The sequence below is a fragment of the Streptomyces sp. BK022 genome (assembly GCF_004217355.1).
Lineage (GTDB): Bacteria > Actinomycetota > Actinomycetes > Streptomycetales > Streptomycetaceae > Streptomyces > Streptomyces griseoluteus.
Window position 1 is genome coordinate 161,169 of record NZ_SHKU01000001.1, and the last position, 25,779, is coordinate 186,947.

A 25,779-nucleotide genomic window follows, 5' to 3' on the forward strand; every position below is an offset into this window, starting at 1 on the left:
GGGAACTCGGGGGCGCATGATTCACAGCATCCTGCGCGGCGGCGCGGCGGGCGCCGCCGGGACCACCGCCCTCAACGCCACCACCTACGCCGACATGGCCCTGCGGGGCAGGTCCGCCAGTGACGTGCCCGCAGAGGCCGCCGACAGGCTCGCCGAGGACGTGGGCCTGCACGTGGGCGGGACCGGGGAGCAGCGGTCGAACCGGCTGTCCGCGCTCGGGGCGCTGAGCGGCATCGGCGTGGGCGTCGCGACCGGCGTGGTCGTCTCCCTGGCGCACCGCGCCGGTGCCCGGGTGCCGTGGTGGCTGGGCAGCCTGGCGACCGGCGTCCTCGCCATGGCGGCCACGGACGCCTCCATGACGCGGCTCGGTGTCACCGACCCCCGGACGTGGTCCCCCACGGACTGGGTGTCCGACCTGGTGCCCCACCTGGTCTTCGGCGCCGTCACCTACGGGGTCGTGGCGGGCGACGGCCGCCGCTGACGCGCGTCACGTCCCGTGCCGGCCGTGTCCGGTCGTTCGCGCATGTGCAGAACGGCCGTGCGGCAGGCATGACCCGCAACCTCTCCCCAGGGCCTCGCTGTTAGGTGAGCCAAAGGCCCAAGGTTTCGCAACCATGACGCGGTCGCCACCGCGCTCACGGAGTGACATGAGAGACGACCGGGACGACAGGGACGACAGGGACGCGCGCGGCAACCGCCGCCCACCCCCGCGCGGCGTGGTCCACTGGCTGCCGCCGCACCGGCCCGACGACGAGTGCCCCTGGTGCCGGCTGCTCCTGCCGGCCGACGAGCCCGCCCAGCCCCCGCCCGACCGGGCCCCGCACCTCGCCGCCCGCCTCCGCACCGTGATGGTGGCCTTCTCCGCCCTGGTCACCCTCGTGGCCGCCCTGGTCACCGTCTGGCGCACCTGACCCCCGGCCCACGCCCCCTCGGGCAGCGGCACCGACCCGCACCGGCACCGCGCCGCCGCCTCCACGACCGATGCCGGGACGGCGCCCCGCCGGACGACCGAGGGGGTCGTTCACGACATCGGCACGGCCACCTCGTGCCGGTCCGCGCCCAGCACCACCTTCAACGCGCCGGTCTCGGCGGCGTGGGCGAACACCTCGTACGCCTCCGCCATGTGGTTCAGCGGGAAGGTGTGCGTGACCAGCTCCGCCGTCGGCAGCCGGCCCGCGGCCGCCATCCGCAGCAGGGTGGGGGTGGAGTACGTGTCCACCAGGCCCGTCGTGATGGTGACGTCCCTGATCCACAGGTTCTCCAGGTGCAGCATCGCCGGGGAACCGTGGACGCCGACGTTGGCCACGTGCCCGCAGGGCCGCACCACCTGGGTGCAGAGCTCGAAGCTGTCCGGCAGGCCGACCGCCTCCACGGCCACGTCCGCGCCGAGGCCGCCCGTGAGGTCGTCCACCAGCGCCCGGGGGTCCTCCCCGGCGAAGGCGACGACGTCCGCGCCCAGCCGCCGGGCCGCCTGCAGCCGGGCCCGGGCCAGGTCCACCACGATGATCCGCTCCGGGGCGTACAGCCGGGCCGCGACCACGGCCGCCAGCCCGATGGGCCCCGCGCCCACGATCACCACCGTGTCGCCCGCCCGGACCTGGCCGTTGAGCACGCCCACCTCGTACGCGGTCGGGAAGATGTCCGCCAGCAGCACCGCGACCTCGCTCGGCACGGCGGCCGGCAGCGGGTGCACGGAGAGGTCGGCGAACGGGACCCGGACGTACTCGGCCTGCGTGCCGTCCACGAGGTGGCCGAGGGTCCAGCCGCCCCCGCCGAGGCACTGCCCGTACCGGCCCTCCCGGCAGAAGCGGCACCGGCCGCACGACGTGATGCAGGAGACCAGCACCCGGTCACCCGGCCGGACCGTGCGCACGTCGCTGCCCACGTCGACGATCTCGCCGACCGCCTCGTGACCCAGCACGGTGCCGGGCGGCACCTCGGGCACGTCGCCCCTGAGGATGTGCAGGTCGGTTCCGCAGATGGACACCATGCCGACCTTGACGATCACGTCGGTCGGTTCCTTGATGCCGGGATCCGGTAGGTCCTCCCAGGACGCCTGGCCCGGTCCGTGAAAGACGAAGCCCTTCATGACGCTCCTCATCTCCTCGGCCGGCCCGCTGCTGGCCCCGCGCCTGCCGTCACGGTCAGGAACCGGCCCCTGCTTCCAGCTTCGCCGCCCCGGCGCCTTCGCGCATGGGCCGCCCGGCCCACGTCCGGGGGCCGGACCGCACGGGTACCCAGGGCGGGGCGGGTCGCCCCTGCCCGGTACGGCGCCCTGCGGGCCCGACGGCTGACGGGCGGTTACGCCGGTTCCGGTACCACCGCGACCGGGCACGGGGCGCGGTGGAGCACGCCGTGAGCGACCCGGCCGAGCTGGAGGCCGAAGCCACCGCGCCGGGGATGGCCGCCGACCACCAGGAGGGTGGCGCCCCGCGCGGCCTCGACCAGGGCGTCCCTGGTGGGTCCCTCCGGGGTACGGACGACCGTCGCCACCCCCTCCGGCACGTCCCGCAGAGCCTCGGCCACCACCTCCCGCGCGGCCTCCTCCGGGTCGCCCTCGCCCGCGTCGTGGCCGGTGAAGGGGCCCGAGGGTCGCCGCCAGGCGCGTACCGCCTCCAGCGGAAGCCCGCGCAGCTCGGCCTCCTGGACCGCGAACCGGACGGCGGTCGCGTCCCGGGGCTTGTCGCCGACCGCCAGCACGATCCGCGGTGAACCGGCGCCCACCTCGTCCTCCGGGCCGTCGCGCAGCACGAACACCGGGCAGTGCGCGTGCCCGGCGACCGTCAGACTGACCGAACCCAGCAGCGCCTCGGTGAATCCGCTGCGGCCCCGGCTGCCCAGCACCACCGCGCGGGCGGTACGGCTCTCCCGGACGAGGGCGTACTCCGGTTCGCCGGCCAGTACGTCCGTCGTCACCTCCACGCCGGGGCGGCGCGACCGGGCCCGCGCCTCGGCGGTGCCCACCACGTCCCGCGCCATGACCTCCTCGACGGGGCGGTTCAGCTCCTGGGCGATCAGCTCGCCCTCGTAGCGCTCCCAGAGCGAGGCGTACACCAGGCGCAGCGGCGCCCCGCGCAGGGCGGCCTCCTCCACGCCCCAGTCCACGGCGCGCAGGCTGGGCGCGGAACCGTCCACACCGACCACGATCGGCTCGTCCATCGGGTTCTCCACTTCGGTCAGGCGTGCGGGACGACGGCGACGGGGGCGGGGGAGTGGTGCAGCACGGCGTGCGCGACATGTCCGAGGCGGGTGCCGAGCCGGCCCGTGCGCACCCGGCGCCCGACCACGACCAGGCAGGCGTCGCGGGAGGCGTCCACCAGCACCGACCCGGCGCTGCCCTCCACCGCCGCCTCGGTCACGTCGACGTCCGGGAACGACTTCCGCCAGGGCTCGACCGCCCGGCCGAGCATGAACGCGTTGCGCGGCTCCAGCGCCTCCTCGGCGACCGGGGGCGCCTCCGCCTCGTAGGCGTAACCCGGACTGCCGTACGAGGGCGTGGGCTGCGGCGCCCAGGCGTACACCACCCGCAGCGGGGCGCCGCGCAGCGCGGCCGTGCCGAAGGCGAACTCCAGCAGGGCCGCGTCGGGCGCGGTGATGTCCAGGCCCAGCACCACCGGCCGGAACGAGGTCGCGGCCGAAGGGATGCCCGCGGGGTCCGCCCGGTGCTCGTCGGCGGCCTGCTCACCCGCCCGGACCAGCACCACCGGGCAGTCGGCGTGGCCGGAGACCGCCAGGCCGACCGAGCCCACCACGAACCCGTGCAGCCCACCCAGGCCGCGCGAGCCGAGCGCCAGCAGCTCACCGGTCCCGGCGGCCTCGCACAGCACGTCCACCGGGTCGCCGGTGCGCCGTTCGGGGATCACCTCCAGGCCGGGATGGCGCAGCCGCAGCCCCTCCGCGCTCTCGTCCGGGGCCCGCTCGATCCAGTCCTGCTCCGCCTCGGCACCCAGCAGCGGGGCCTGCGCCAGCGGGTCCGGCAGCGGCTCCCACACCTGCACGAGCCGCAGCGGCAGCCCGCGCAGCACCGCCTCGCGGGCCGCCCATTCGACGGCGGCCCGGCTCTCGGCGGAGCCGTCCAGTCCCGCGGTCACGGTTCGGGGCATCGCCTGCACCTCCCTGGCTCCTTGCGGGGCTCTCCCGGCCCGGCCCTTCGGGGGGCCGTACGGGGCCCACCCACCAGCCTGACCGCAACCGGCCCTGCGGGCCACGGCCACAGGTCCCTCCGGGGGACCTCGGGATGTCCTCGCCCTGATCGGGGACGGCCTGACCAACCGGGAGACCGGCAAGCGGCTCTACCGCTGAGAGAAGCAAGCGGCTCCACCTCTGCGAGAAGACGGTCGCACCGGCTCCCTTCGAGGCGTCCGCCCCAAGGGCCGTACCGATCCCGCCCGATACGCCACGGGCCGTTCGGCCCCGGCCGGGGACCCTTCGGCGCCCGGCCGGGCCGCCGCTAGAAGACGATGCCCACGTGGGCCAGCGCCTGCTTCAGCAGGGCGCCGTGGCCGCCGGGCATCTCGCCGTGCAGGGCAGCCGAGGCGGCCTCCTGCGGGGTGAACCAGACCAGGTCCAGCGCGTCCTGCCGGGGACGGCAGTCGCCGCTCACCGGCACGATGTAGGCCAGCGACACCGCGTGCTGGCGCGGGTCGTGGTACGGGGTGACGCCGGCCGTGGGGAAGTACTCCGCGACCGTGAACGGCTGGGTGGAGACGGGGACGCGGGGCAGCGCGACCGGGCCGAGGTCCTTCTCCAGGTGCCGCAGCAGCGCGTCGCGCACCCGCTCGTGGTGCAGGACGCGGCCGGAGACCAGGGTGCGGCTGACCGTGCCGTCCGGGCCGATGCGCAACAGCAGCCCGATACTGGTGACTTCACCGCTGTCGTCCACCCGCACGGGCACGGCCTCGACGTACAGGATCGGCATCCGGGCCCTGGCCATCTCCAGCTCGTCCGTGGTCAGCCAGCCGGGCGTGGTCTCGGTCATGTCAGACATTGCTTGATCATACTTTCCGGGTGGGTACCCGCCGCGGGCGCGGGCGGGCTCGGACACATGCGGCTTGTGTGGCTCGGGGAAGCTCACGGTTTCACGGCGACGGCCCCGAACTGCGGTACCGGGGGCGCGTCCGCCGCGTCCGGACGCCACTGCGAGCAGGGCACGAGGCCCGGCTCGACCGGCTCCAGACCGTCGAGGAAGGACGCGATCTCGGCGCGGCCCCGGCCGGTGATCGGCGGGGTGGCGTGGGCGTTCCAGAACTCCATGGCGGTCACGTTCCCCGCGCCGCCCACTTCAGCGTCGAAGGTCGGGTGGGTGAGCACCAGCACACTGCCGGACGGGACGGCGGCCATGATCCGGCGGACGATCTCCCGTGCCTCGGCGCCGTCCAGGACGAAGTTGAGGACGCCGAGCATCAGCACCGCGACCGGCCGGCCCAGGTCCAGCGTCTTCGCGGCGTGCCGCACGACGGCGTCCGGGTCCCGGACGTCGGCGTCGACGTATTCCGCGACGCCGTCGGGGGAGGAGGTGAGCAGGGCGCGGGCGTGGGTCCGCACCACCGGGTCGTTGTCGACATAGACGATCCGCGACTCGGGGGCCACCCGCTGGGCGATCTCGTGGGTGTTGTCCGCGGCGGGCAGCCCGGCGCCCAGATCGAGGAACTGCCGGATGCCGCGCTCGGCCGCCAGATGACGCACCGCGCGCACCAGGAAGTCCCGGTCCGCGCGGGCCACGTCCCGGATCACCGGGAACATCCCCGCGACCTGCCCACCCACGCGCCGGTCCACCTCGTGGTGGGCGTCGCCGCCGATCCAGAAGTTCCAGACCCGCGCGTTGTGCGCCACGGGGGTGTCCGGCCGTGCCGTCCCGGCCGTGGCGGAGTCCTGGTCGCTCAACGTGCCGCCCTTCCGCCGCCCCTTGATCACGCCGTCCCGCGTCATTGTGCCGTCCGGCGTTCCCGGTGTCCCGAAAATCGCGCACGGTACGCGAACGGGCACCGAACGGGCATCCCCGGACCGGCCGCCCCGCCCGGCGAAGGGCACGTCCGGGCCATGAGGAACACTGAGGGCGTCCCGCGACCCGACCCGGAAGCAGCACATGTCAGCGACGCCCGCCCCCCTCCTCGACGTCCCCGGCGAGCCCTCGGGACCCGCCGACATCCGCCTGGTGGTGACCGACATGGACGGCACCCTGCTGGACGACGACAAGCGGCCCCCCGCCACCCTGCGGCCCCTGCTCGCCGAACTCCGGCGCCGGGGCGTGCTGTTCAGCCCCGCGAGCGGCAGGCAGTACGCCACGCTGGCCGAGGAGTTCGCCGACGTGGCCGAGGGCATGGTGTTCATCGCGGAGAACGGCACCTACGTCGTCCGCGACGGCGTCGAACTCAGCTCCGACCCGCTGGACCACGCGACCGCCGCCGAGCTGGCCCGCACGGTCCGGGGACTGGCCGCCCGGGGTGTGGACGCGGGCGCCGTGGTCTGCGGAAAGCGGGCCGCGTACGTGGAGCGGACCGACGAGGCGTTCCTCGCGGAGGTACGCAAGTACTACCTCTCGCACCGCGTGGTCGAGGACGTGACCGCGGTGGACGACGAGATCATCAAGGTCGCGGTGTACGACTTCGGCTCCGCCGAGCAGGGTGCCGCCCCCGCCCTCGCGCCCTTCGCCGGCAGCCATCAGGTCGTGGTGTCCGGCGAGCACTGGGTGGACGTGATGAACCGCACCGCCAACAAGGGTGCCGCCCTGCGCGGCCTCCAGCGCGAGCTGGGCATCACCCCGGCCCAGACCATGGTCTTCGGCGACTACCTCAACGACCTGGAGATGCTGGACGCCGCCGACTGGTCCTTCGCCATGGCCAACGCCCACCCGGACGTCATCAGCCGCGCCCGCCACCTGGCCCCCTCCAACAACGACCACGGGGTGCCCCGGACGATCGCGCGGATACTCGGCATAACGCTCTAGCCGAGCACCGAGTCCAGGAAGCCCGTCAGCTCCGCGAAGACCTTCGCGCGGTCGATCTCGTGGAAGACCTCGTGGCGGGCGCCGGGGAAGACGCGCTCGGTGGCGCGGCCGGAGCCGAGGCGCTCCACGCCGGTACGGCTGCCCTCGATCGGCACCAGCCGGTCGTCGTCGCCGTGCAGCCAGAGCAACGGCAGGTCGCCGAGGTCGCCGCCCTCGGCCACGGCCGCCAGCCCCCGCTCGAACGCCAGGAGCGTCGGCCGTTTCATGGGGCCGTGCCACACCAGCGGGTCGGCGGCGTAGGCCGCGCCCACCGCCGGGTCGCGGGAGAGGGCGGCCGGGCCGACCGGTACGTCCGGGATCTCGTCCAGCGCGAGCAGCCGCCCGGGCAGCGCCCAGGTGCCGACCACCGGCCCGGACAGCACCAGCGCGCTCAGCTCGGACCCGTACCGCTGGGCATAACGGGCCGCGATCAGGCCGCCCATGGAGTGGCCCACCATGACCAGGGGCAGACCTGTGTGCTCGGCGCGGGCCAGGTCCGCCGCCGCGTGGAGGTCGGTCACCACGTCCTCGAAGTCCCCGATCACCGCCCGCTCGCCGGCCGACCTGCCGTGCCCGAGGTGGTCGGGGGCGTACACCGCCGCGCCGTGGCCGGTGAGCACCCCGGCGACCTCGTCGTACCGGCCCGCGTGCTCGCCGTACCCGTGCACCAGCAGGGCGAGGCAGCGGGGTGCCGGGTGCGGCCAGGCGCGTATGTGCAGCGCGCCGTGGACGCCCTGGCGGACATGGGCGCGGACGTCGGTCATGGGCCTCTCCTCCGGCGTGGTCGCGTGGGTCACTCCGGGAGGATCTTCCCAGGGGGCCGGTGCGCGGTCTATAGTCCGGTAGAGCCAAAAACTAGCAGTGCTAATTAACTCGCTCCGTCCCGGCGGGGCGTAGGTTCACGCTGATCCACAACGTCGTCGGTCAGGAGTCCCGAGTTGCGTTCCGTCCACTTCGCGGCCGCCCGCCGCACGCCCATCGGCAAGCTGCGCGGCGCCCTGTCCGCCGTGCGGCCCGACGACCTCGCGGCGGCCGTCGTCCGCGACCTGGTGAGCGGTGTGCCCGCCCTCGACCCGGCCCGGATCGACGACGTGTACTGGGGCGCCGCCAACCAGGCCGGCGAGGACAACCGCAACATCGCCCGCATGGCCGTCCTGCTCGCCGGGCTCCCCGACTCCGTGCCCGGCGCCACCGTCAACCGGCTCTGCGCCTCCGGCCTGGAGGCCGTCACCGCCGCCGCCCGCACCATCGCGGCCGGTGAGGCGGACATCGTCGTCGCGGGCGGCTCCGAGTCCATGAGCCGCGCCCCCTTCGTGCTGCCCCGCCCCGACGAGGCCCTCCCGCACCGCATGGAGACCTACGACACCCGCCTCGGCTGGCGCCTCACCAACCCGGCGATGAAGGACCTGCACGGCGTCCTGGCCATGGGCGAGACCGCCGAGGAGGTTGCCCAGCGGTACGGCATCTCCCGCGAACGACAGGACGAGTTCGCCCTGCGCAGCCACCAACTCGCGGCCACCGCACGGAAGAACGGCCACTTCGACGCCGAACTCCTGCCCGTGGAGCGCCCGGACGGAGTCACCGTCGACCGCGACGAATGCGTACGCGAGGACACCTCCCTGGAGAAGCTCGCCCGCCTCAAGCCGGTCTTCCGCGAGGACGGCACCGTCACCGCGGGCAACGCCTCCCCCATGAACGACGGCGCCGCCGGACTCCTCCTGGTCAGCGAGGACGCGCTCGAGGAGCTCGGTCTCGAATCCCTCGGCCGGTACGTCGCCGGCGCCTCCGCCGGCGTCCACCCCGACGTGATGGGCATCGGCCCGGTACCTGCCACCCGCAAGGCGCTCGCCCGCGTCGGCTGGAGCGTCGAGGACCTTCAAGAGGCCGAGTTCAACGAGGCGTTCGCCGCCCAGGCACTCGCCTCGGTCGACCAACTGGGCATCGATCCCGGCCTGGTGAACCCCACCGGCGGCGCCATCGCGCTGGGCCACCCCCTCGGCTGCTCCGGCGCCCGCATCCTCACCACCCTGCTGCACCGCATGCGCCGCACCGGCGCCGGACGCGGCCTCGCCACCATGTGCGTCGGCGTCGGGCAGGGCAGCGCGGTCCTGGTGGAGCGCCCCTGAACCACCCCGACGGACCTTCCCGGCAAGGGAGTTCCGCAGCACGAGTCGCACCGCAGGAAACGGAGCCGCACCTCATGGCAACCCTGTCCGTCGCCGCCATCCTGGCCGAGAACGCCCGACGCCGCCCCGACCGGACGGCCCTCGTCGAGGGCGACCTGCGCCTCACCTTCGCCGAAGCCTGGCGGCGCTCCCTCGCCCAGGCCGGCGCGCTCACCGGCCTCGGCGTACGGCCGGGTGACCGGGTCGCCCTGATGGCCCCCAACACCGCCGAGTTCCCGCTCGCCTACTACGCGGCCATGGCGGTGGGCGGTGTCGTCGTCCCCGTCCACCTGCTGCTCTCGGCCACCGAGGTCGAGCACGTCCTCAGGGACAGCGGTGCCACCCTGCTGCTCGCCCACCCCGCCCAGGAGACCACCGCACGCGCGGCCGCCGAGCCCCTCGGCATCCGCGTGGTCCTGCTCGGCGAGGAACTGGAGAAGCTCGCGGTCGACGCCGAGCCGCCGCACTCCTACGTCACCCGGTCCGCCGACGACCCGGCCGTCGTCTTCTACACCAGCGGTACCACGGGCGTCCCGAAGGGGGCCGTGCTCAGTCACTTCAACATCGTGATGAACGCGACCGTCAACGCCTTCGACGCCAACGACATCCGCCCCGACGACATCGCCCTCGGCGCGCTCCCGCTCTTCCACGCCTTCGGACAGACGGTCTCCCTCAACTCCACCTGGCGCGCGGGCGCGACGCTCGTCCTGCTGCCCCGCTTCGACGCCGCCCGCGCGATCGAGATCATGGTCGCCGAGCGCGTCAACACCTTCCACGGCGTCCCCACCATGTTCGTCTCCCTCGCCGCCGTCGCGGCCGACGCCGCCGCCCTGCCCGAGCTGCGGCTGTGCATCTCCGGCGGCGCCTCGCTGCCGGTGGCCGTGCTGGAGAGGTTCGAGTCGGCGTTCGGCGCCCGGATCTACGAGGGATACGGCCTCTCGGAGACCTCCCCGGCCGCCACCGTCAACCAGCCCGTCTTCGGCACCCGCGCCGGCACCATCGGCCACCCGCTGTGGGGCGTGGACGCCGAGATCGCCCGGGCGGACGTCGAGGACCGGGTCGAACTCCTCGGCCCCGGCGAGCTGGGCGAGGTCGTCATCCGGGGCCACAACGTCTTCTCCGGCTACCTCGGCCGCCCGGAGGCCACCGCCGAGGCGCTGGTCGACGGCTGGTTCCGCACCGGCGACCTCGGCACCAGGGACGAGGACGGGTTCCTGCGGATCGTCGACCGCAAGAAGGACGTCATCATCCGCGGCGGCTACAACGTCTACCCCCGCGAGGTCGAGGAGGTGCTCGCCCGGCACCCGGAGGTCGCCCAGGTCGCCGTCATCGGGCTCCCCGACGAACTGCACGGTGAGGAGATCTGCGCGGTCGTCGTCCCCGCGCCGGGCACCGCGCCCGACGCCGCGGCGATCACCGCGTGGTCCAGGGAGCGCCTCGGCAAGCACAAGTACCCCCGCCGGGTGGAGTTCACGGACGTCCTCCCGCTCGGCCCCAGCATGAAGGTGCTCAAGCGGGAACTGCGTACGCGGTACACCGCCCGCTGAGCCCCCGGCGCCCGGCCGGACACGTGCACATAGCATCGGTCTCCGCATGAACACGATGACGCTCTGGCACATATCCGGCTGGGAGTTCGCCGCCCTCGCCCTCGCCGCCCTCCTGGTCGGCTTCTCCAAGACCGCGGTCAGCGGGGCCAACACGGTCAGCCTCGCCGTCTTCGCGGCCGTCCTGCCCGCCCGCGCCTCCACCGGCGTCCTCCTCCCGCTCCTCATCGCGGGCGACACCCTCGCCGTCCTCACCTACCGGCGCCACGCCCACTGGCCGACCCTCTGGCGGCTGTTCCCCGCCGTCGCCGCGGGAGTGGTGGCGGGCACCCTGTTCCTCGCCCGCGTCGGCGACGGGACCGTACGGATCTCCATCGGCGCGATCCTGCTGATGATGACCGGCATCACCCTGTGGCGACGGCGTCAGGAGGCGACGGAGGACGTCAGCACCCGGACCGGCCGGGTGACGGCGGGGGCGTACGGCGTGACGGGCGGCTTCACCACGATGGTCGCCAACGCGGGCGGACCGGTGATGTCGATGTATCTCCTCTCCGCGGGCTTCCGCAAGATGGGCTTCCTCGGGACCTCCGCCTTCTTCTTCCTCATCGTCAACGTCGCCAAGATCCCCTTCAGTGCCGCCCTCGGCCTGATCGACGGCAACTCGCTGCTGCTGGACGCGGCCCTGCTGGTCTTCGTCGTGCCCGGCGCGTTCCTCGGGCGGTGGGCCGTCCACAAGATCAACCAGCGGCTCTTCGACCGCATCGTCATCGCGGCGACCGTCGTCGGGGCGGTCGAACTCCTGCTGACCTGACCGGATGCGTACGCTCACCCCATGCCCGCGCACGTCCTGATCCTCGGCGGCACCACCGAGTCCCGCCGCCTCGCCACCGCCCTCGCCGCCCGCCCCGGGCTCCGGGTCACCTCCTCGCTCGCCGGGCGCGTGAGCCGGCCGGGGGCGGTCGACGGCGAGGTGCGGGTCGGCGGGTTCGGGGGAGCGGCGGGGCTGGCCGACTGGCTGCGCGCCCACCGGGTGACCGCGCTGGTGGACGCCACCCATCCCTTCGCGGAGCGCATCACGGCGAACGCGGCGGAGGCGGCACGCGCGGCCGGAGTCCCGCACGCGGTCCTGCGCCGCCTCGGCTGGAACCTCGACGACGACTGGTTCCCGGTGGCGTCCCTGGAGGAGGCGGCGCGGCTCCTGCCCCGCCTGGGGCGACGGGTGTTCCTCAGCACGGGTCGGCTCGGACTGGCCGCGTTCGCGCACGTGACGGCTGTCCAGTTCGTGGTCCGCTCGGTGGAACCGCCGGAGCCGCCGCTGCCCCCGCAGTGCGAACTGGTCCTCGCCAAAGGCCCGTTCAGCCTCTCCGACGAGCTCGGCCTGCTCCGCGCGCACCGCATCGACGTCCTGGTGACGAAGGACAGCGGGGGAGCGGCGACGGCACCGAAACTGGCCGCCGCCCGCTCGCTCTCGCTGCCGGTGGTCGTCGTACGCCGGCCTGAACTCCCCTTCGGAGTACGGACGTTGCCGGACGTCGAGGATGTACTGGGGTGGCTGGCCGGGGTCATTCCCCCCGAGGGTGCCTGCGCAGCAGATACGTGTCCATGATCCAGCCCTTGCGCTCCCGCGCCTCCGCCCGCACCCGCTCGATCTCCGGACCGGCCTCCGCGAGCGGACCGGAGACCAGGATCTCGTCCGGGGTGCCGATGTACGCGCCCCAGTAGATGTCGATGTCCTCCCCGGTGTACTCCCGGAACGCCTGGTGGGCGTCGAGCATCACCACCACGTCGTCCACGCCCTCCGGGAGCCCCTCCGCCAGCCGCCTCCCGGTGGTGATCTGCACCGGCCGCGCCACCCGGTTCAGGCCGGTCCGGTGCCGGGCGACCAGCGCGGAGACACTGCTGATACCGGGCACCACGTCGTAGGTGAACTGCACCGCGCCCCCCGCCAGCACCTCCTGGAGGATGCCGAGCGTGCTGTCGTACAGCGAGGGGTCGCCCCACACCAGGAACGCGCCCGTGCCGTCCTCCGTGACCTCCTCCGCGATGAGCCGCTCGTAGATCCCCGCACGGGCGGTCCGCCAGTCCCCGACGGCCGGCGAGTAGGCCGCACCGCCGGCCTTCCGGTCCCGCTCCGGGTCCCTGGCCGCCACCACCCGGTACGACCCCTCGGGCAGATGCGCGTCCAGGATGTCCTGGCGCAGCCGCGTCAGATCACTCTTCACCTCGCCCTTGTCGAGCAGGAAGAACACGTCGGTGCCGCGCATCGCCTTGACCGCCTGCAACGTGAGCTGGTCGGGGTCGCCCGCACCGATACCGATGACATGAATCTTTCGCACCCGCCGAGTCTGCCGCACGGGGTAGAGGGGGCCGGATACGGGGGCGGCCGGCGACCGGAACCGGGAGGCCCACCCGGGCGTGGTAATGATCACGGCGGGATCGACAGCGAGCTACCGCCCACTTGATGACGGAGGCTCAGCATGACGAGAACGACCCGTGCGGCACTGCTCCTCGCGGCCACGGCCCTCACCCCGGCCCTCCTCCTCTCCACCCCCGCGTCCGCCGCCGTCGCGGCCACGACGGCCTCGGTCACGGCGTCCACGCCGGTGGACCAGATGTCCGACGACGACGTCCGGGTCGCCATCTCGCGCATACTCGCGGACCCGGCGAGCGGCGAGGCGGTCCTCCGCGAGGCCAACGAGGCGCTGGACGGCACGATCGCGGACCAGCGGGCGTTCCTGGAGACCGGTTACCGGCTGGCGCAGGCCGAGGACGACCGGGTGGCCATCACTCGCATCCTCGCGGACCCCACGAGCGGGAAGGCGGTGATCCGGGAGGCGAGCAAGGCGCTCGACGGGACGATGGACGACCAGCGGGCGTTCCTGGAGACCGGTTACCGGCTGGCGCAGGGCGAGGACGACCGGGTGGCCGCCCTCCGCATCCTCGCCGACCCCAAGTCCAGTCCGGCCCTCCGCGCCGCCGCTTCCGCCGCCCTGGACGGCACGCTGGAGGAGCTGCGGTACTTCATCGCCGTGGGGCAGTACCAGGTGCACTAGCGCCCCGGCAGGGAGTCGCTTCGTGTCGCAGGTGGGTACTCGGCCCTTCCGGTGAGCCCGGACGTGCCGGGTTCCGAGGACGGAGGCAGCCGCCATGTACGACAGCCCCCTCGCAGGCCGTACCGTCGTCGTGACCGGGGCCGCGCGCGGCCTGGGCGCGGCCCTGGCCCACGCGTTCGCCGAGCGCGGTGCGCGGCTCGCGCTGCTCGGTCTGGAGGGGCCGCGACTGGAGGGGGTGGCGGCATCCCTCCCACCGCCGGTGATCGCCGTGGAGGTCGACATCACCGACTTCGGTGCCCTGGAGCGCGCGGCGGCGGAGGTACGGGAGCGCCTGGGCCGTCCGTCCGTCGTCGTGGCCAACGCGGGGATCGCCGAGGGCGGCCCCTTCGCGGGGTCCACCCCCGAGTCCTGGCGGCGGGTGATCGACGTCAACCTGGTCGGCAGCGCCCTGACCGCGCGGGCGTTCCTCGCCGATCTGCTGGTCACCTCCGGCTACTTCCTCCAGGTGGCGTCGCTCGCCGCGTTCGGCACCTCGCCGATGATGAGCGCCTACTGCGCGTCCAAGGCGGGCGTCGAGTCGTTCGCCCGCTCCCTCCAGGCCGAGGTCGCCCACGAGTCCGTCGGCGTGGGCATCGCCTACATCAACTGGACCGACACCGACATGACCCGGGACGCCGACCACTACCCCGTCCTCCGCGAACTGCGCGCCCACATGCCGGCCCCGGCCCGCAGGGTGTACCCGGCGGAGGTGGTCGCGGAACGCCTGGTCAGCGCGGTGGAGCACCGGCGGACGTCGGTGTACGTACCGGCCTGGCTGCGGCTCGCCCAGTGGGGGCGCGCGGTCCTTCCGCCGGTCGTGCGGCACGTCTCCCGCCGGACGCTGCCCCGCTTGCAGGCCGAGCGGGCGCTGCCGCCCACGGGGTTGCTGGGGGCGGGGGGAGCGGCGGACGAGGAACGGCGGGAAGGACGGGCCTGAGGAGACGGGCCGCGGTCGGGAAGGCGGTCGTGTCCGCAGCCCGCCGCGGTCCGCGGGTCCCTCAGCCCCGGTGGCCGTTCCCCCGTCCGTCCGGATGCAGGACGACCTTGGTCCAGCCGTCGTCACGGGCGTCGAAGTGCTCGTAGCCCGTGGGGGCCTGGTCCAGGCCGAGTTCGTGGCTGACGACGAAGCTCGGCTTCGCCTTCCCGCCGGCGATCAGGTCGCGCAGCGCCCGGTTGTACCTCTTGACCGGCGCCTGCCCGGTGCCGACGTGCTGGCCCTTGAACCACATCATGCCGAAGTCGATCGGCACCTTGCCGTGCGCCTCCAGCTCGTTCTGGGCCTGCTCGCCGCCGGGGTCCTCGGGCAGGAACACGCCCACCACGCCGATGTCGCCCGTGAACCTGACCGAGTCGATCAGCCCGTTGAGCGTGAGGCTGGCGTCCTCGTGTCCCTGGGCGTCATGGGCCTGGTAGCCGACGCACTCACAGCCGTTGTCGGCGCCCAGACCGAGAGTGGCGTCCTTGACGACCTCCGCCGGGTCCTGCTCGGCGGTGTTGACCGGGATGGCCCCGATCTCCTCCGCCTTGTGCAGCCGGTCGGGCTGGTGGTCGACCACCCAGACGCGCCCGGCGCCCTTGAGGAGGGCGGAGTAGGCCGCCATCAGCCCGACGGGACCGGCCCCGAAGACGATGGTCTGGTCGCCCGGTTTGACGTGGGCCATCTCGGTGGCGTGATAGCCGGTGGGGAAGATGTCCGCGAGCATCACGTAGTCGGTCTGCCGCTCGGCCGCGTCCTCGCCGAGGCGCAGGGCGTTGAAGTCGCCGTAGGGCACGCGCAGCAGCTCCGCCTGGCCGCCCTGGTAGGGGCCCATGTCGGCGAATCCGTAGGCGGCTCCGGCGAGAGCCGGTTCCGGCTGCATGGTCAGGCAGTAGTTGGTGAGCCCGCGCTCGCACTGCTTGCAGAAGCCGCAGGCGATGTTGAAGGGCAGCACCACGTACTCGCCGACCTGGACCTTGCGCACCGCCGGGCCGACCTCCACGACCTGGCCCATGTTCTCGTGTCCGAAGGTGCGACCGGGCTCGAACGAGGTGCGGCCCTCGTACATGTGGAGGTCCGAACCGCAGATGTTGGTGGTGGTGATCTTGACGATGATGTCGCAGGGGTGTTCGATCTTCGCGTCCGGTACGTCCTTCACCGCTACCGTGCGCGGTCCTTCATATACCGCTGCTTTCATGATGACTTCTCTCGGCCGCGGCTCGGCCGCGGCACGTCGATGCCGGCCGTCCACCCGGATCGGGTGGAGCGGCGGTGCCGCCGCGGTGCCGTCGCAGGGGGCTTCGGCATCCCGGGCGGCGTGCCGTCCGGGTCCCCGTCGGCCTCCGGCGCGAAACAGCCACTCACCGCCCGATCAGCGAGACGTCCGGGCCTTCCGACCCGCCGGCCGCCGACGGATCTCCGCCTCAAGTCTCCGACCGGTCCCGGTCGTCGTCGTCCTCCTGGAGCATGTCCCGACGCTCCTGTTCGCGCTTGGAGAAGGCGGCTGCCCGGATCGCCTCGTCGCTCTCCAGGCCCGACCCCAGCGCGCCGCCCACCGTGGCGACCGAAGCGACGAACCAGGCCAACGTCCAGTAGTCGGTGGTGTGCAGCTGGTTCTGGGTCGTGGTGGCGAAGACCTTGTCGTTGAGGATGAACAGCGCCCAGACCAAGCTGACGGCCAGCAACCCGACATAACACACGATCACCCCGATGCCCACGGTCAAGACGGTCGAGGTGTTGTAGAGGCTCGTCCTCCTCTTCTCCTCCGGCAGCGCGTTCGCTGGTCGATGCCACAGCTGCGCGTCCACGATCAGCCAGCCGATCATGATGGCGACGGACCCGACCGTGGAGATCACGAGGCGGGGGGTGCTCAGGGCTTGCGACAGGCTCCAGACGGTGGAGTTCACGGTGGCCACGGCCCCGGTGGCGAGTGCGGCCGCCAGGGCCTTGGACAGACCCGGCACCAGGCGCCACGGCCGGTTGGCGCGGACCATGCCGACGAGCACTCTCAGGTAGCCGCGCGGCCCGCCGACGACGTACCGGAGATCCGCGGCCTCGTCCTCGTCGACCGGGCCGGGGTGGATGGGGGCGAAACGGCTGACGAAGTGTCCCAGCGGCCGGCTCTGCGGATGCCCATCGGTTCCGGGGGTCTGCGGGGCGGCCAGGGTGAGGACCACTTGTTCGACGGCCCGTGCCGCTCTGGTCTGCAGGCGCAGGCCGCCCAGCGTGGGCAGGGAGAGCAGCGCGAGGCCGTGTTCGTGGCTGAGTTCCACGACGAGTTTGCGCCCGTGGACGTGGAGCGGAAGGTCGGTGATGGCCACGACGATGTCCCAGTCCTCCGTCCTGGCACGGTCCATGATCCGGCGCACCAGGGTGGGCGGGTCCTCCGTCCCCGCGGTGAAGGGCTCGCTGACCACGCGGAACTCGAACCGCCGTCCGTCGCCCGCTTTTTTGGCGAGGGGGTCGGGGAGGGTCCGGGCCAGGCGCCGCGCGATCTCCGTCGGCGCGTCGGGGTCCGCCAGGAGAGCCACGACCGTAACGTCCTCGGACGACACCAGCGTGACTCCTTCTCAGTCGGCTGCCCCGCGATCGCGGGTGCCCCACAGCATGCCCCCGGGGCCACCTGGGCACCACGTGACACGCGGGCCCCGCCCGCGGCGCGCCGGGCGGCCGGGTCGCGAGGGCGCCGGGTGCTTCCCGCCGGGCCGGCCGCGCGCGTCAGCCCCGCCGCAGACGGGGTCCCTCGGCGCCGGCGTCGACGGGGGCGGAGGCCGCCTCCACCCGCCCGGCGAGGTCCACGGCCCAGGTCGCGAGGCCGGGCAGGTCGAGGTCGTAGGGGTGGGGCTGGTTCTGGCCGGACCAGGCCGTCACCGCCGCGGCGCCCCGGCGCAGGAGGCGGGGGCCGCCCGTGATGTTGCCGCGGGCGGAGTGGGTGAGGCCCACGGCGATCTGGGCGAGGCCGCGCCACAGCTCGCGCTCGGTGTCGGGGCCGGACTTCCAGGCGTCCTCGAACACCTCGTGCGCGTGGAACGGCTTCCCCTCGTCCAGCAGCGCCTGTGCCTCCGCGACCGTCTCGTCGGGGCTCCGTACGACCCCCTCGGGCTGCCGCTCGACCCCGGCGGACCCGTAGGGCAACGGCCGCCCCAGCCCGTCGCGGGGGCGGGCGTTCCGGGCCCGCCCGTCGGTGTCCCGGTCGCGTCCGCCGCTGTCTCCGCCCGTCTCCGCGTCTGTCATGCGGCCGATTCTGCCCCGTCCCACCGACAACCCGCTTCGGAGGAGTCCCGTACGTGGGGTAAAGTGCTGTTCGCGCGATCACGCGGGTCACCGCGAGTGAGCGCATCGGGACGTGGCGCAGCTTGGTAGCGCACTTGACTGGGGGTCAAGGGGTCGCAGGTTCAAATCCTGTCGTCCCGACTTTACGAAGTCGCAGGTGAGGGCCGGTTACGGAGAAATCCGCAACCGGCCCTCGATCGTTCTTGGGGACCAGTGGGGGACGAGTGCCCTTGACCGGGGTCAGCGGGTCACGACGATCGGGCCCGGCAGCGAGCGCGCGCACGGCGCCTCTCCGGCAACCGGCCCTGACCAGCCGCCATGGTCGGTGTCAGCGCAGTGAGCGCTGGTACTGAAGGTCCTCGGTGGTGAAGGAGAAGATCAGGCAGTAGCGCAGCCCGCCGCGGAGTGCTCCGACCGCGTGGAACGACGACTCGCTCATCGCCATGCCTGCGGCCGTGTTGTGCAACGGGGGGTACTGGACGGCCGGCGAGGTGGACTCCTGGCTGTCGAACAGGCCAAGGATGCCGCCGTCGGCCTCTTCCCAGGACCGGTTGAAGTACGCGATCAGACGATGCGTGAAGAAGTACTTGTGACCGGTGTCCGGATTGAAGTCGGAGTGCACGGCGGTACCGTCGCCCGGCACGTACCGGTTGGCGAGCAGGAAGTGGTCGGGGCGGAAGCGAACCTTGAAGGACGACTCCATCAGCTCGCGGACACGGGAGAGCTTGTCCTCGGTCAGGACGGCCGCCAGGTCCTCCGGGAGGCTGTCGGCGGCGAAGTGGTGGACGTCGGACTTGTAGTGCTGCTCGCTCTTGCTCGTCCAGCCGTCGAATCGTTCCAGCCACCCGAGCACGGCTTCGGCGTCTTCGGAGCCGAACAGGTCTGTGACGGTCAGGTGCGGGAACGGGGCGGTTCGTACGTCGATCTTCATGGTGTCCGTGAGCGGCGTGGCGGGGTTCGGCATGTCATCCTCCGTGGTGACTGAAGGCGTTCTCAAGCGCCTCGCTGGTGTTGTCGGGTCCCATGACGAGCACAGCGCGTCGGGCGAGCAGGCGTTCTGCCGCGGCGTCGACCTCGTGCGGAGACGTGTCCGCGACAGTCATGTAGTGGTCGCGCAAAGATTCCGGGCCGGATCCGTGGGGCGGGTGTCCGACGAGCAGGTTCGCCAGGGCGCGGGGTTCGCACAGGGCGCGTTCCAGCTTTCCGGCCAGGTGGCTCTTGGCCCGGTCGAGGCGGTCCTCGTCGCACCGGCGGGGGCGGCTGGTGGCGAGTGCGACTGTTCTGGTCAGGAGCCGGAAGTGCTGCGGAGCGACCGGCAGCCATGTCCACAGGTGTGGCAGTCCGGCGCGGCGGTGGACGACCATGTCGGGTGCGTAGGCTATGCCCAGCCGTTCCCTGAGGATTTCCACGAGGTCAGCCGCATGACTGCCGCCGACCACCGTGGCGGCCAGTTCCTCGGCCGCCGGTGCGCCGGAGAGTGGGCACACGATGCCCACCGCGGACACGTCGTGCGTATGCCGGCCCTCGTGAGGTCCGCTGGGCGAATCCGGAGCGTTCACGGCGGGGGAGACGGACGGGGTGTGGGAGGCCGCCCAGGTCGGTATGTCCGCGCGGTGGTCCACGGGACCGACGACCACCAGATGGGCACGCCCCCAGTCCGGACGGGTGTGGTCCTCAGCCGGCGTCCTGTCGGGTCCCGCCGGGAGGAGCCTCAGCGCCTGTCGACGAGCGACGTCCTCGATGGATTCGTCGGGAGACCCCGACGCGACCGGCTCTCCCGGTGGCAGTGGTACAGCCATGTCGGGCATCAGTTCCGGGAGGCGGGCCAGCGCCGTGAGAAAGGCCAGGGAACGCTCGGGTGCCACGTAGGCGCTGACGCTCAGGCCACCGATGGCATCCACCGCTTTCACGCGCGCACCGTGGCGGAAGGGAGCGGCCAGGAGTTCCCGCAGGCGTGCGTTCACGGGACGGGTGTGGCCGGCCGCGGGCCATGCGGGACGCGTCCAGGGCAGGAAGAGCCGGATCTCCACCGTTGTTCCGGACATCGGCACGACGTGGTTGCCCGGTGTGCGGCGGGTGTCGTGGCCGAGTTGTGCGGCCGTCCGATGTGCCGCGGCGCGCAGGGCGGCGGCACCGGGGGACTCACTCATGGGGGAGCACCACCCAGCCCGCTTCCAGGACGAGCGCGGCAGCCTCGGCCACGTCCGCGGCGCTGACCGATGTCAGTTCGTCGCAGCGTGCCTGGGTGAAGGCGGGGTCGTCGTGCAACAGGGTGTCCACAGCCCGCCGCACGGTGTACTCGACGGGGTCGGCCTCCGGCCTGCGCAGGGTGAGCAGTCTGCTCGCCGCCCAGCCTTCCACCGTCGCGGCGGCGGGCGGGGTCCGGACAAGGCCGGACAGCAGGTCCCGTACGGCTGTGCGCAGACGGTCAGGGCTGCCCGGTGCTTCCACCGTGACGTACCAGGGATCGGACATCTGGCAGGGCTCGTCGAACATGCCCCAGTAGGCGGTGGCTCCGAGAGTGGGGGCGAGGATGTCGTTCATGGCCTCGACCAGGACGAGCAGAGCGGTGAACTGCTTGTGGACCGAGGGACCGGACAACGCCCAGGCGAGGGCGCTGCCCGTCGGGTGTGAAGGCACGGCCGGAGACGGCATGCGGTGGGTCCTCGCCGCCCCCCGGCCGGGCCTCGCCTCCATCCGCGGGGGTGCGAAGGACTCCTCCACCACCGCTACGGCCTCACGCTCTTCGAAGGGACCGCGCAGCCACAGCACCGGACGTGCTTGCTCGTAGGCCGACCGGTAGAACGCGGCAACGGTCGCGGGTGTGGGCGCGGGTGCCAGGGCAGGCGCCGCGTATCCGTCGTGTGCGTGGGCCGGGTCGGTGAACAGGGCGCGGGGGACATCGACCCACGGATAGGTCCCGCGCGGGTTGCCGAGGAGCTTCTCCTGGACCTCTGCGGCCACCACGGCCTGCTGGTTGGCGATGACGTCGGCCGAGGCGAGGGTGCCGTGGAACCGGTCGCCCTCCAGACGGAGGATCTCCTGCCAGTGCGTGGCGCGGGCGCCGCCGAAGTGCACGGTGAAGTCCGGGCGCGTGCGGGCGTTCGCGATGCCGCCGGCCGCCTCCACGCGCCGGAAGTAGTCGAGTTTGGGATGGGCGTCGGTGCCCTGGAACAGCAGGTGCTCGCACAGATGCGCCAGCCCGTGCTCGCCGGGGCCCTCGCTACGGAACCCGACCGGCCAGGCAGAGGCCCAGGTGAACTGGGGGCCCGGGGCCCGTTCGACGTGGACGGACAGGCCCCAGGGCGCAGTTGGGGCAGGTATCACGAGACGACCGCGCTGTAGAGAACGTACTCCTCGGTGGGACCGAGCCCGAGGTACCGGTGCATGCGGTCGTCGGCGAACCCGCCTATGGGTGTCACCGCCGATCCGAGGTCGGTGCCCACCAGAAGCAGGTTGTGCATCAGGTGTCCGGCCTCGATCAGGGAGAAGCGGTAGGCGCGGTCGCCGTACTTGACGGCGGACCGGGACAGTTCGGCGCTGAGCAGAACGACGCAGCGGGCGTCGGCGATCCAGTCGTGCCCGAAGACCCGGCGCAGTCGGTCCCGCTGGGGGCCGGCGGCCAGCTGCTCCAGAGCGTGATCGAGGGGCCGGTAGTGGTAGAGCCCGCTGGCGACGCCCTCGCAGCGGCTGACGGCTACATACACTTCGACCGGGAAGCGGGCCCCCGCGGAGGGGTATACGCGGCGCGAGCCGTGGTCGACGGCGGTCGGCTTGATCCGGGTCGATTCGCGCAGCAGCACCGACAGTGTGTCCAGTGCGAGTGGTTCAGCGACATTGGCCCGGTCGGAGGAGCGCTGGACGAGAGCCTCGGACAGCGAGAGCTGGGATTCCCACGGCACGTCGGGCAAGGGCAGCAGCGGCATGCGGGGGTAGGTCTTGAACACGATGTCCAGCCAGGCGCGGGGCCAGTGCGCCACGGAGGTCCAGTTCTCGCTCTCCATGTACCGGCCCTCGGTGGAGCTGGCGGCGTGAAAGTCGGGATAGGCGAAGGAGTGTGTCGACACGGGGAACCTCACAACTACAGGAAGGGGTGCGGGACGTCGTTGAGTTCCGGTGTTTCCTGCCCGTGGCGGGCACCGAGGGAGAGCAGCCTGCGCGTGAAGATCCGCAGTGGTTCGGCCAGATGCATCGGTTGCAGTTCGGGTACGACGGCCTTCATCACCGAGACACCCAGTTCGCGCACGTCGTCCGTGGTCACGTCCACCAGCACGATGTCTCCGACACGGTCGAGCAACTCCTCGACCAGCCCGCGCATGGAACCGGCACGGTCGGCGAAGGCGCCCGGATCGGCCGGGGCGCCCGCGTCTTCCAGGTAGCTCAACCGGGACGACCGGCCCGGCTGCATCCAGTAGTAGGTGCGCTCCTCCAGACAGTTGATGTCGAAGCCGGTGTGCAGATGCTGTTCGGCGTACTGACGGGCGTGGTCCAGCCGGTCGCGCAGTCCGCGCCGGAAGCAGATCGCCTCGAGCACGGCGCCGACCATGGCGTCGGACAGGGACAAGGACGCCTTGGAACCGACTGTCATCTCCGGGCCCACTCCGGAGCGATCGAGGACCTGGGCGACCACGACATGCACGGGCAGGTCGGTGGGTACACGGAAGAGACGTATCTCCAGGTGGTGCCGGCGGGCGTCGCGGAGCAGCTCAAGCAGGCGGTCATCATTGACGGCGCCGGCGTCCAGGGCGTCGGGCACCAGGTTCAGATAGTGCATCAGCATGACGGCATCGCGTTCGACAGCTTCGAGCAGTCCGCGCCGTGCGGCCGCGGCCGGCGCGAGACCCGCGGCCGCCCCCGTGGTCAGCGGATCTCGCAGATAGCCTTCGTCCTCGGAGACGTAGTACGGCAGAAACACCGTCTGCGCCGGCACGAGGACGACGGCTCCGGTCGCCACGGACGTGCCCCGGACCCAGGCGCGCTCGGTGCCGTCGACCCGACGCCGCTCGTTCTCGGTCGCGGTCCGTGCGCACAGGAAGCGTGAGGGGGCGACGGCCTGCGCGCCCTGGGCGGTCAGCGCCTCATGGCTGCCGCGCAGGAGGTGCTCCTCGCGGTAGACGGACAGGCTGTACCGCTCGAACGCTTCGAACAGTGCGCCGACCGTGGTCGTACCGGCGTCGAAGCCGCGCCCGCCTTCGGCGGCGCGCTTGGTGTAGCCGCTGGAGGACAGACGATGGGTCGGCACGACCTCGGCGCGGTGGAGCAGGGTGGCCGGTTCGTCGTTGTAGTAGTCGCGCTCCTCGGCGAGGAGCCGCACGATGCCGACGTCAGAACTGACAGCGGTGGTGAAGCGGGGCAGCAGGGCGCGGGCGTCCGGCTCGCCGCCGTCGACGAGACGGTCGAAGCTGAGACGCGGTGCCGTGTCGTGGCGGGAGCCCGGCATCGTGCCGCGGGTGTCTTCGGGCGCCGCCCATCCGGGTGCGGAGAGTGTCATCGGCTGTGCGTACCTTCCCGGACGACTTCCTCGGTCAGCGCGCAGGCCCTGCAGGACGGCACCGGGAAGACAGCGTGGACGTCACCGGAGAAGGTGGCCTCGTCGAGCACCGAGACCTTGCTGACCAGAGCGGGCCCGAAGGCGCCGTGGCGCAGGCGGGAGATCTCACGGGCCAGCAGCGCGGTGGCCATGTGCAGTCCGGTGCTGTTCGCCCCGGGCTTACCGGCCGAGCCGGGGATACGGGGCCGCGACCGGGTGATCCATTGCGGGGTCGCGGCGTCGTCCTCCATGGTGCGCCGGGTCCAGTAGCACTCGAAGCAGGCCGAGCCGCCGGGAATCACGGTGGGGCCGAGGGTGACAGTTCCGGCGCCGAGCATCGCGGTGAGGAAGGGCGAGCCCGAGCGCAGGGCGTCCCGGTTCGCCTCCCGGAACAGTCCGATCTCGGTGGCGTCGGCGACAACGACCACGGCCCGGCTGCCGGGGGCCGCGACCTCACCGGGGACCCAGTCGACGATCTCGGGGGTGGGATCTTCCCCGTCGGCCTGCTCGGAGAGCAGACCGGTGAGGAGCGACGCCGCGCGCGGCAGTCCCGCCACGGAGATCCGCTCCAGCGGCCGGCTGAGCGGGGCGGGTTCGGCCGGGTCCGTGAACACGCCGCGTCGGGTCAGCTCGGCAAGGAAGTCCGTAGCCTCCTCACGGTCGACGCCGCGCTCGGCCAACAGGGCCACGAGTTCGCCGGAGTCGGCGCCACCGTCGATGACGCGGTGCCAGACCACGCCCAGAAGGTCACCCCACAGGCCGCGCAGGGCAAAGCCGGAGCGAGTGGTGCTGCGGTAGACGACGACCTCTTTCCCGTCGTCGAAGAGGGCCGCGTCCGCGGCGATTTCGAAGGTGCTCATCGGTTTTCCGCTCCCCACGCCAGGAGGCGGCCCAGACCAGGGCCGTCCAGTTGTCCGAACCCACGAAGTCCGGTGATGATGCCGTCGGCTGTGGCACTGTCCGCCCTGGGCAGGCTGCCCGCCAGTTTCGCCCGGGCCCGTGTCCAGTCCGTCGTCGGGGGCACCACCTCGTAGACGACGGTGAGGCTCTCCTCACTACCGTCGCGGCGCCTCACCCGCACGAAGCCGGGAAGGGTGTCCCCGAGCGGTCCGAGCTCACCGGGAACCTCCTCGACGGTCACGTCGTAGGCCTGGTGTGCCAGTACGGCGTCAGCCACAGCGGCCTCGGTGAAGAGAGCGGGTGTGACGGCGCCGCGTGTCAGCAGGCCGGCCACCGCGTACGGGAGGGAGAAACGGGCTTCCTCCACTGTGCGCGGCCGCTGGTACTTGCTCGCCGTGGCCACGTACTCGGGTACCCCCAGCGTCACGCCCAGCGCGTCACGCAAGAAGCCGTTCCCTCGGAGCGACTCCAGGTGGTCCAGGGGTGCGTCGAAGTAGCCACACAGCGGGTACTTCTTGTAATGGGTCGGCAGGACGTCCAGAGCCCAGGGATCGCCGAACCCATGGACAGGCAAGGAGAGCTTCTCCTGGAGCAGCGCTTCCAGCGGCGCGTACCAGGCGTCGACTCGTTCGCTCTCGCGCAGGGACGCCGCGCGCAGGCCCGCTTCCAAGCCTCCCCGGCTTGCGGCCGCGACCTGATGAGCCTTGCCGACCGTGCCGTGCGCGCACGCGTAGCCGGACTGCGAGGTGAGGGCCAGGAACATGGCCGTGCTCAGAGCCGGCGGGCCGAGGCCGAGAGAACCCGCGACCGCGGCGGCAGTGGCCGGCGCACCGAGGACCGGTGTCGCGTGGAAGCCACGCTTGCGCAGCTGATCACCCACGGACTCACCCAGGGTCACCATGGTCTCCAGGCCGGCCAGGTAACCCCTGATCACCTGCTGTGCGGTGACCAGTCCGCACTCCAGCAGCGCGAGGAGCGCGGGCAGCAGAACCGCTCCCGGGTGCCCGACGGCCATGTAGTGGATGCAGTCGAACTCGCTCGCGTGCGTGGCGTGGGCGTTGTCGTAACAGGCGGTGGAAGGGGAGAGGAGACCTCCCGTCGTCCAAGAAGTCGCCTGGTCTCCCTCACGGACGACCGGCCTCAGCGGGACGGCCGGCAAGGGCTGCGCGGACCAGGCACTCGCGAGGGTGTCGACCAGAGTGAAGGTGAACTCCTCCACATGACAGGGTGCCGGGGGCCGGGACATGGCGCCGGCCACGCCCTCGGGCAACTCGTTCCAGTTCATCTCAGGCTTTCTCCGCACGGACGGCGGAC

26 protein-coding genes and 1 tRNA gene are annotated in these 25,779 nt (G+C 72.5%); 10 read left to right on the plus strand and 17 right to left on the minus strand.

What is annotated here, in order from left to right; all coding sequences use genetic code 11:
* Positions 1-16: 16 nt before the first annotated feature.
* Positions 17-481: a hypothetical protein gene (locus tag EV284_RS00745; RefSeq protein WP_130329222.1), complete on the plus strand. Its 465-nt coding sequence runs from the start codon at positions 17-19 to the stop codon at positions 479-481.
* Positions 482-647: 166 nt separating this feature from the next.
* Positions 648-911, plus strand: a complete 264-nt coding sequence (locus EV284_RS00750; protein ID WP_130329224.1) for a hypothetical protein — start codon at positions 648-650, stop codon at positions 909-911.
* Positions 912-1,021: 110 nt separating this feature from the next.
* Here EV284_RS00750 and EV284_RS00755 read toward each other — a convergent pair whose 3' ends face one another.
* The 5 genes from EV284_RS00755 to EV284_RS00775 all read right to left on the minus strand — a co-directional run bounded on the left by EV284_RS00755 (position 1,022) and on the right by EV284_RS00775 (position 5,883).
* Complete coding sequence (locus EV284_RS00755) at positions 1,022-2,089, minus strand: alcohol dehydrogenase catalytic domain-containing protein (RefSeq protein WP_130329226.1); 1,068 nt, start codon at positions 2,087-2,089, stop codon at positions 1,022-1,024.
* A gap of 212 nt (positions 2,090-2,301) precedes the next feature.
* Positions 2,302-3,159, minus strand: a complete 858-nt coding sequence (locus EV284_RS00760) for a universal stress protein (RefSeq protein ID WP_130329228.1) — start codon at positions 3,157-3,159, stop codon at positions 2,302-2,304.
* 17 nt (positions 3,160-3,176) lie between these two features.
* Positions 3,177-4,103: a universal stress protein gene (locus EV284_RS00765; RefSeq protein ID WP_130329230.1), complete on the minus strand. Its 927-nt coding sequence runs from the start codon at positions 4,101-4,103 to the stop codon at positions 3,177-3,179.
* A gap of 347 nt (positions 4,104-4,450) precedes the next feature.
* The gene (locus tag EV284_RS00770; RefSeq protein WP_165425462.1) at positions 4,451-4,978 is read right to left on the minus strand and encodes an NUDIX hydrolase family protein; all 528 of its coding nucleotides are present in this window, start codon (positions 4,976-4,978) and stop codon (positions 4,451-4,453) included.
* A gap of 92 nt (positions 4,979-5,070) precedes the next feature.
* Positions 5,071-5,883, minus strand: coding sequence for an SAM-dependent methyltransferase (locus EV284_RS00775; protein WP_130330927.1), 813 nt, complete (start codon positions 5,881-5,883; stop codon positions 5,071-5,073).
* Positions 5,884-6,085: 202 nt separating this feature from the next.
* On the opposite strand from EV284_RS00775, the gene EV284_RS00780 reads away from it, so the two are divergent.
* Complete coding sequence (locus EV284_RS00780; RefSeq protein ID WP_130329234.1) at positions 6,086-6,946, plus strand: Cof-type HAD-IIB family hydrolase; 861 nt, start codon at positions 6,086-6,088, stop codon at positions 6,944-6,946.
* Here the strand turns inward: EV284_RS00780 and EV284_RS00785 are convergent.
* Positions 6,943-7,749 carry an alpha/beta hydrolase gene (locus EV284_RS00785; RefSeq protein ID WP_130329236.1) on the minus strand — a complete coding sequence of 269 codons (807 nt, stop codon included), beginning with the start codon at positions 7,747-7,749 and terminating at the stop codon, positions 6,943-6,945. The genes EV284_RS00780 and EV284_RS00785 overlap by 4 nt on opposite strands.
* 174 nt (positions 7,750-7,923) lie before the next feature.
* Here EV284_RS00785 and EV284_RS00790 point away from each other — a divergent pair, with 174 nt between their 5' ends.
* The 4 genes from EV284_RS00790 to EV284_RS00805 all read left to right on the plus strand — a co-directional run bounded on the left by EV284_RS00790 (position 7,924) and on the right by EV284_RS00805 (position 12,300).
* Positions 7,924-9,111: a thiolase family protein gene (locus EV284_RS00790; protein WP_130329238.1), complete on the plus strand. Its 1,188-nt coding sequence runs from the start codon at positions 7,924-7,926 to the stop codon at positions 9,109-9,111.
* A 74-nt stretch (positions 9,112-9,185) separates the two neighbouring features.
* The gene (locus EV284_RS00795; RefSeq protein ID WP_130329240.1) at positions 9,186-10,697 is read left to right on the plus strand and encodes a long-chain fatty acid--CoA ligase; all 1,512 of its coding nucleotides are present in this window, start codon (positions 9,186-9,188) and stop codon (positions 10,695-10,697) included.
* A gap of 46 nt (positions 10,698-10,743) precedes the next feature.
* On the plus strand, positions 10,744-11,505 hold the full coding sequence (locus EV284_RS00800) for a sulfite exporter TauE/SafE family protein (protein WP_130329242.1): 762 nt from the start codon (positions 10,744-10,746) through the stop codon (positions 11,503-11,505).
* Between the two features lie 21 nt (positions 11,506-11,526).
* Complete coding sequence (locus tag EV284_RS00805) at positions 11,527-12,300, plus strand: cobalt-precorrin-6A reductase (protein ID WP_130329244.1); 774 nt, start codon at positions 11,527-11,529, stop codon at positions 12,298-12,300.
* Here EV284_RS00805 and cobF read toward each other — a convergent pair.
* A complete protein-coding gene (gene cobF, locus EV284_RS00810; RefSeq protein ID WP_130329246.1) occupies positions 12,257-13,030 on the minus strand; it encodes a precorrin-6A synthase (deacetylating) in 774 nt (257 codons plus the stop codon). The two genes, EV284_RS00805 and cobF, sit on opposite strands and share 44 nt — an antisense overlap.
* A 141-nt stretch (positions 13,031-13,171) precedes the next feature.
* Here cobF and EV284_RS00815 point away from each other — a divergent pair, with 141 nt between their 5' ends.
* Together EV284_RS00815 and EV284_RS00820 are read left to right on the plus strand one after the other, a co-directional pair.
* Positions 13,172-13,747, plus strand: coding sequence for an ALF repeat-containing protein (locus EV284_RS00815; RefSeq protein ID WP_130329248.1), 576 nt, complete (start codon positions 13,172-13,174; stop codon positions 13,745-13,747).
* Between the two features lie 94 nt (positions 13,748-13,841).
* Entirely contained in the window at positions 13,842-14,723 is an 882-nt protein-coding gene (locus EV284_RS00820; protein WP_130329249.1) for an SDR family oxidoreductase, read from the plus strand.
* Between the two features lie 61 nt (positions 14,724-14,784).
* Here the strand turns inward: EV284_RS00820 and EV284_RS00825 are convergent, their stop codons facing one another.
* From EV284_RS00825 to EV284_RS00835, 3 genes are all read right to left on the minus strand, one after another.
* On the minus strand, positions 14,785-15,960 hold the full coding sequence (locus tag EV284_RS00825) for a glutathione-independent formaldehyde dehydrogenase (protein ID WP_130329251.1): 1,176 nt from the start codon (positions 15,958-15,960) through the stop codon (positions 14,785-14,787).
* Between the two features lie 226 nt (positions 15,961-16,186).
* Positions 16,187-17,320, minus strand: a complete 1,134-nt coding sequence (locus EV284_RS00830; protein WP_242625591.1) for a hypothetical protein — start codon at positions 17,318-17,320, stop codon at positions 16,187-16,189.
* 160 nt (positions 17,321-17,480) lie between these two features.
* Positions 17,481-17,996, minus strand: coding sequence for a DUF309 domain-containing protein (locus EV284_RS00835; RefSeq protein WP_130329255.1), 516 nt, complete (start codon positions 17,994-17,996; stop codon positions 17,481-17,483).
* A gap of 106 nt (positions 17,997-18,102) precedes the next feature.
* Between EV284_RS00835 and EV284_RS00840 the strand changes: the two genes are divergently transcribed.
* A tRNA-Pro gene (locus EV284_RS00840) sits at positions 18,103-18,176 on the plus strand.
* A gap of 187 nt (positions 18,177-18,363) precedes the next feature.
* On the opposite strand, the gene EV284_RS00845 is transcribed toward EV284_RS00840, so the two are convergent.
* From EV284_RS00845 to EV284_RS00875, 7 genes are read right to left on the minus strand one after another with little or no spacing between them, the layout of a single operon-like run.
* Complete coding sequence (locus EV284_RS00845) at positions 18,364-18,999, minus strand: 2OG-Fe(II) oxygenase (RefSeq protein ID WP_130329257.1); 636 nt, start codon at positions 18,997-18,999, stop codon at positions 18,364-18,366.
* A gap of 1 nt (position 19,000) precedes the next feature.
* On the minus strand, positions 19,001-20,185 hold the full coding sequence (locus EV284_RS00850) for a hypothetical protein (protein WP_130329259.1): 1,185 nt from the start codon (positions 20,183-20,185) through the stop codon (positions 19,001-19,003).
* Positions 20,178-21,362, minus strand: coding sequence for an insulinase family protein (locus tag EV284_RS00855; protein ID WP_165425418.1), 1,185 nt, complete (start codon positions 21,360-21,362; stop codon positions 20,178-20,180). Before EV284_RS00855 ends, EV284_RS00850 begins: the two co-directional genes overlap by 8 nt.
* Positions 21,359-22,102: a SagB/ThcOx family dehydrogenase gene (locus EV284_RS00860; protein ID WP_130329263.1), complete on the minus strand. Its 744-nt coding sequence runs from the start codon at positions 22,100-22,102 to the stop codon at positions 21,359-21,361. The genes EV284_RS00855 and EV284_RS00860 overlap by 4 nt, the downstream gene beginning before the upstream one ends.
* 14 nt (positions 22,103-22,116) lie before the next feature.
* Positions 22,117-23,526 carry a YcaO-like family protein gene (locus EV284_RS00865; protein WP_130329265.1) on the minus strand — a complete coding sequence of 470 codons (1,410 nt, stop codon included), beginning with the start codon at positions 23,524-23,526 and terminating at the stop codon, positions 22,117-22,119.
* A complete protein-coding gene (locus EV284_RS00870) occupies positions 23,523-24,425 on the minus strand; it encodes a TOMM precursor leader peptide-binding protein (RefSeq protein WP_130329267.1) in 903 nt (300 codons plus the stop codon). Before EV284_RS00870 ends, EV284_RS00865 begins: the two co-directional genes overlap by 4 nt.
* On the minus strand, positions 24,422-25,750 hold the full coding sequence (locus EV284_RS00875) for an MmgE/PrpD family protein (protein ID WP_130329269.1): 1,329 nt from the start codon (positions 25,748-25,750) through the stop codon (positions 24,422-24,424). Before EV284_RS00875 ends, EV284_RS00870 begins: the two co-directional genes overlap by 4 nt.
* Positions 25,751-25,779 lie beyond the last annotated feature (29 nt).

Bases quoted from the DNA above. Each gene is read 5' to 3' on its own strand.
- EV284_RS00780 (WP_130329234.1), top strand. From the start codon at position 6,086: ATGTCAGCGACGCCCGCCCCCCTCCTCGACGTCCCCGGCGAGCCCTCG.
- EV284_RS00815 (WP_130329248.1), top strand. From the start codon at position 13,172: ATGACGAGAACGACCCGTGCGGCACTGCTCCTCGCGGCCACGGCCCTC.
- EV284_RS00760 (WP_130329228.1), bottom strand. From the start codon at position 3,159: ATGGACGAGCCGATCGTGGTCGGTGTGGACGGTTCCGCGCCCAGCCTG.
- EV284_RS00850 (WP_130329259.1), bottom strand. From the start codon at position 20,185: ATGAGTGAGTCCCCCGGTGCCGCCGCCCTGCGCGCCGCGGCACATCGG.
- EV284_RS00770 (WP_165425462.1), bottom strand. From the start codon at position 4,978: ATGACCGAGACCACGCCCGGCTGGCTGACCACGGACGAGCTGGAGATG.
- EV284_RS00745 (WP_130329222.1), top strand. From the start codon at position 17: ATGATTCACAGCATCCTGCGCGGCGGCGCGGCGGGCGCCGCCGGGACC.
- EV284_RS00800 (WP_130329242.1), top strand. From the start codon at position 10,744: ATGAACACGATGACGCTCTGGCACATATCCGGCTGGGAGTTCGCCGCC.
- EV284_RS00820 (WP_130329249.1), top strand. From the start codon at position 13,842: ATGTACGACAGCCCCCTCGCAGGCCGTACCGTCGTCGTGACCGGGGCC.
- EV284_RS00845 (WP_130329257.1), bottom strand. From the start codon at position 18,999: ATGCCGAACCCCGCCACGCCGCTCACGGACACCATGAAGATCGACGTA.
- EV284_RS00875 (WP_130329269.1), bottom strand. From the start codon at position 25,750: ATGAACTGGAACGAGTTGCCCGAGGGCGTGGCCGGCGCCATGTCCCGG.
- EV284_RS00835 (WP_130329255.1), bottom strand. From the start codon at position 17,996: ATGACAGACGCGGAGACGGGCGGAGACAGCGGCGGACGCGACCGGGAC.
- EV284_RS00870 (WP_130329267.1), bottom strand. From the start codon at position 24,425: ATGAGCACCTTCGAAATCGCCGCGGACGCGGCCCTCTTCGACGACGGG.
- EV284_RS00750 (WP_130329224.1), top strand. From the start codon at position 648: ATGAGAGACGACCGGGACGACAGGGACGACAGGGACGCGCGCGGCAAC.
- EV284_RS00825 (WP_130329251.1), bottom strand. From the start codon at position 15,960: ATGAAAGCAGCGGTATATGAAGGACCGCGCACGGTAGCGGTGAAGGAC.
- EV284_RS00795 (WP_130329240.1), top strand. From the start codon at position 9,186: ATGGCAACCCTGTCCGTCGCCGCCATCCTGGCCGAGAACGCCCGACGC.
- EV284_RS00805 (WP_130329244.1), top strand. From the start codon at position 11,527: ATGCCCGCGCACGTCCTGATCCTCGGCGGCACCACCGAGTCCCGCCGC.
- EV284_RS00865 (WP_130329265.1), bottom strand. From the start codon at position 23,526: ATGACACTCTCCGCACCCGGATGGGCGGCGCCCGAAGACACCCGCGGC.
- EV284_RS00785 (WP_130329236.1), bottom strand. From the start codon at position 7,749: ATGACCGACGTCCGCGCCCATGTCCGCCAGGGCGTCCACGGCGCGCTG.
- EV284_RS00755 (WP_130329226.1), bottom strand. From the start codon at position 2,089: ATGAAGGGCTTCGTCTTTCACGGACCGGGCCAGGCGTCCTGGGAGGAC.
- EV284_RS00765 (WP_130329230.1), bottom strand. From the start codon at position 4,103: ATGCCCCGAACCGTGACCGCGGGACTGGACGGCTCCGCCGAGAGCCGG.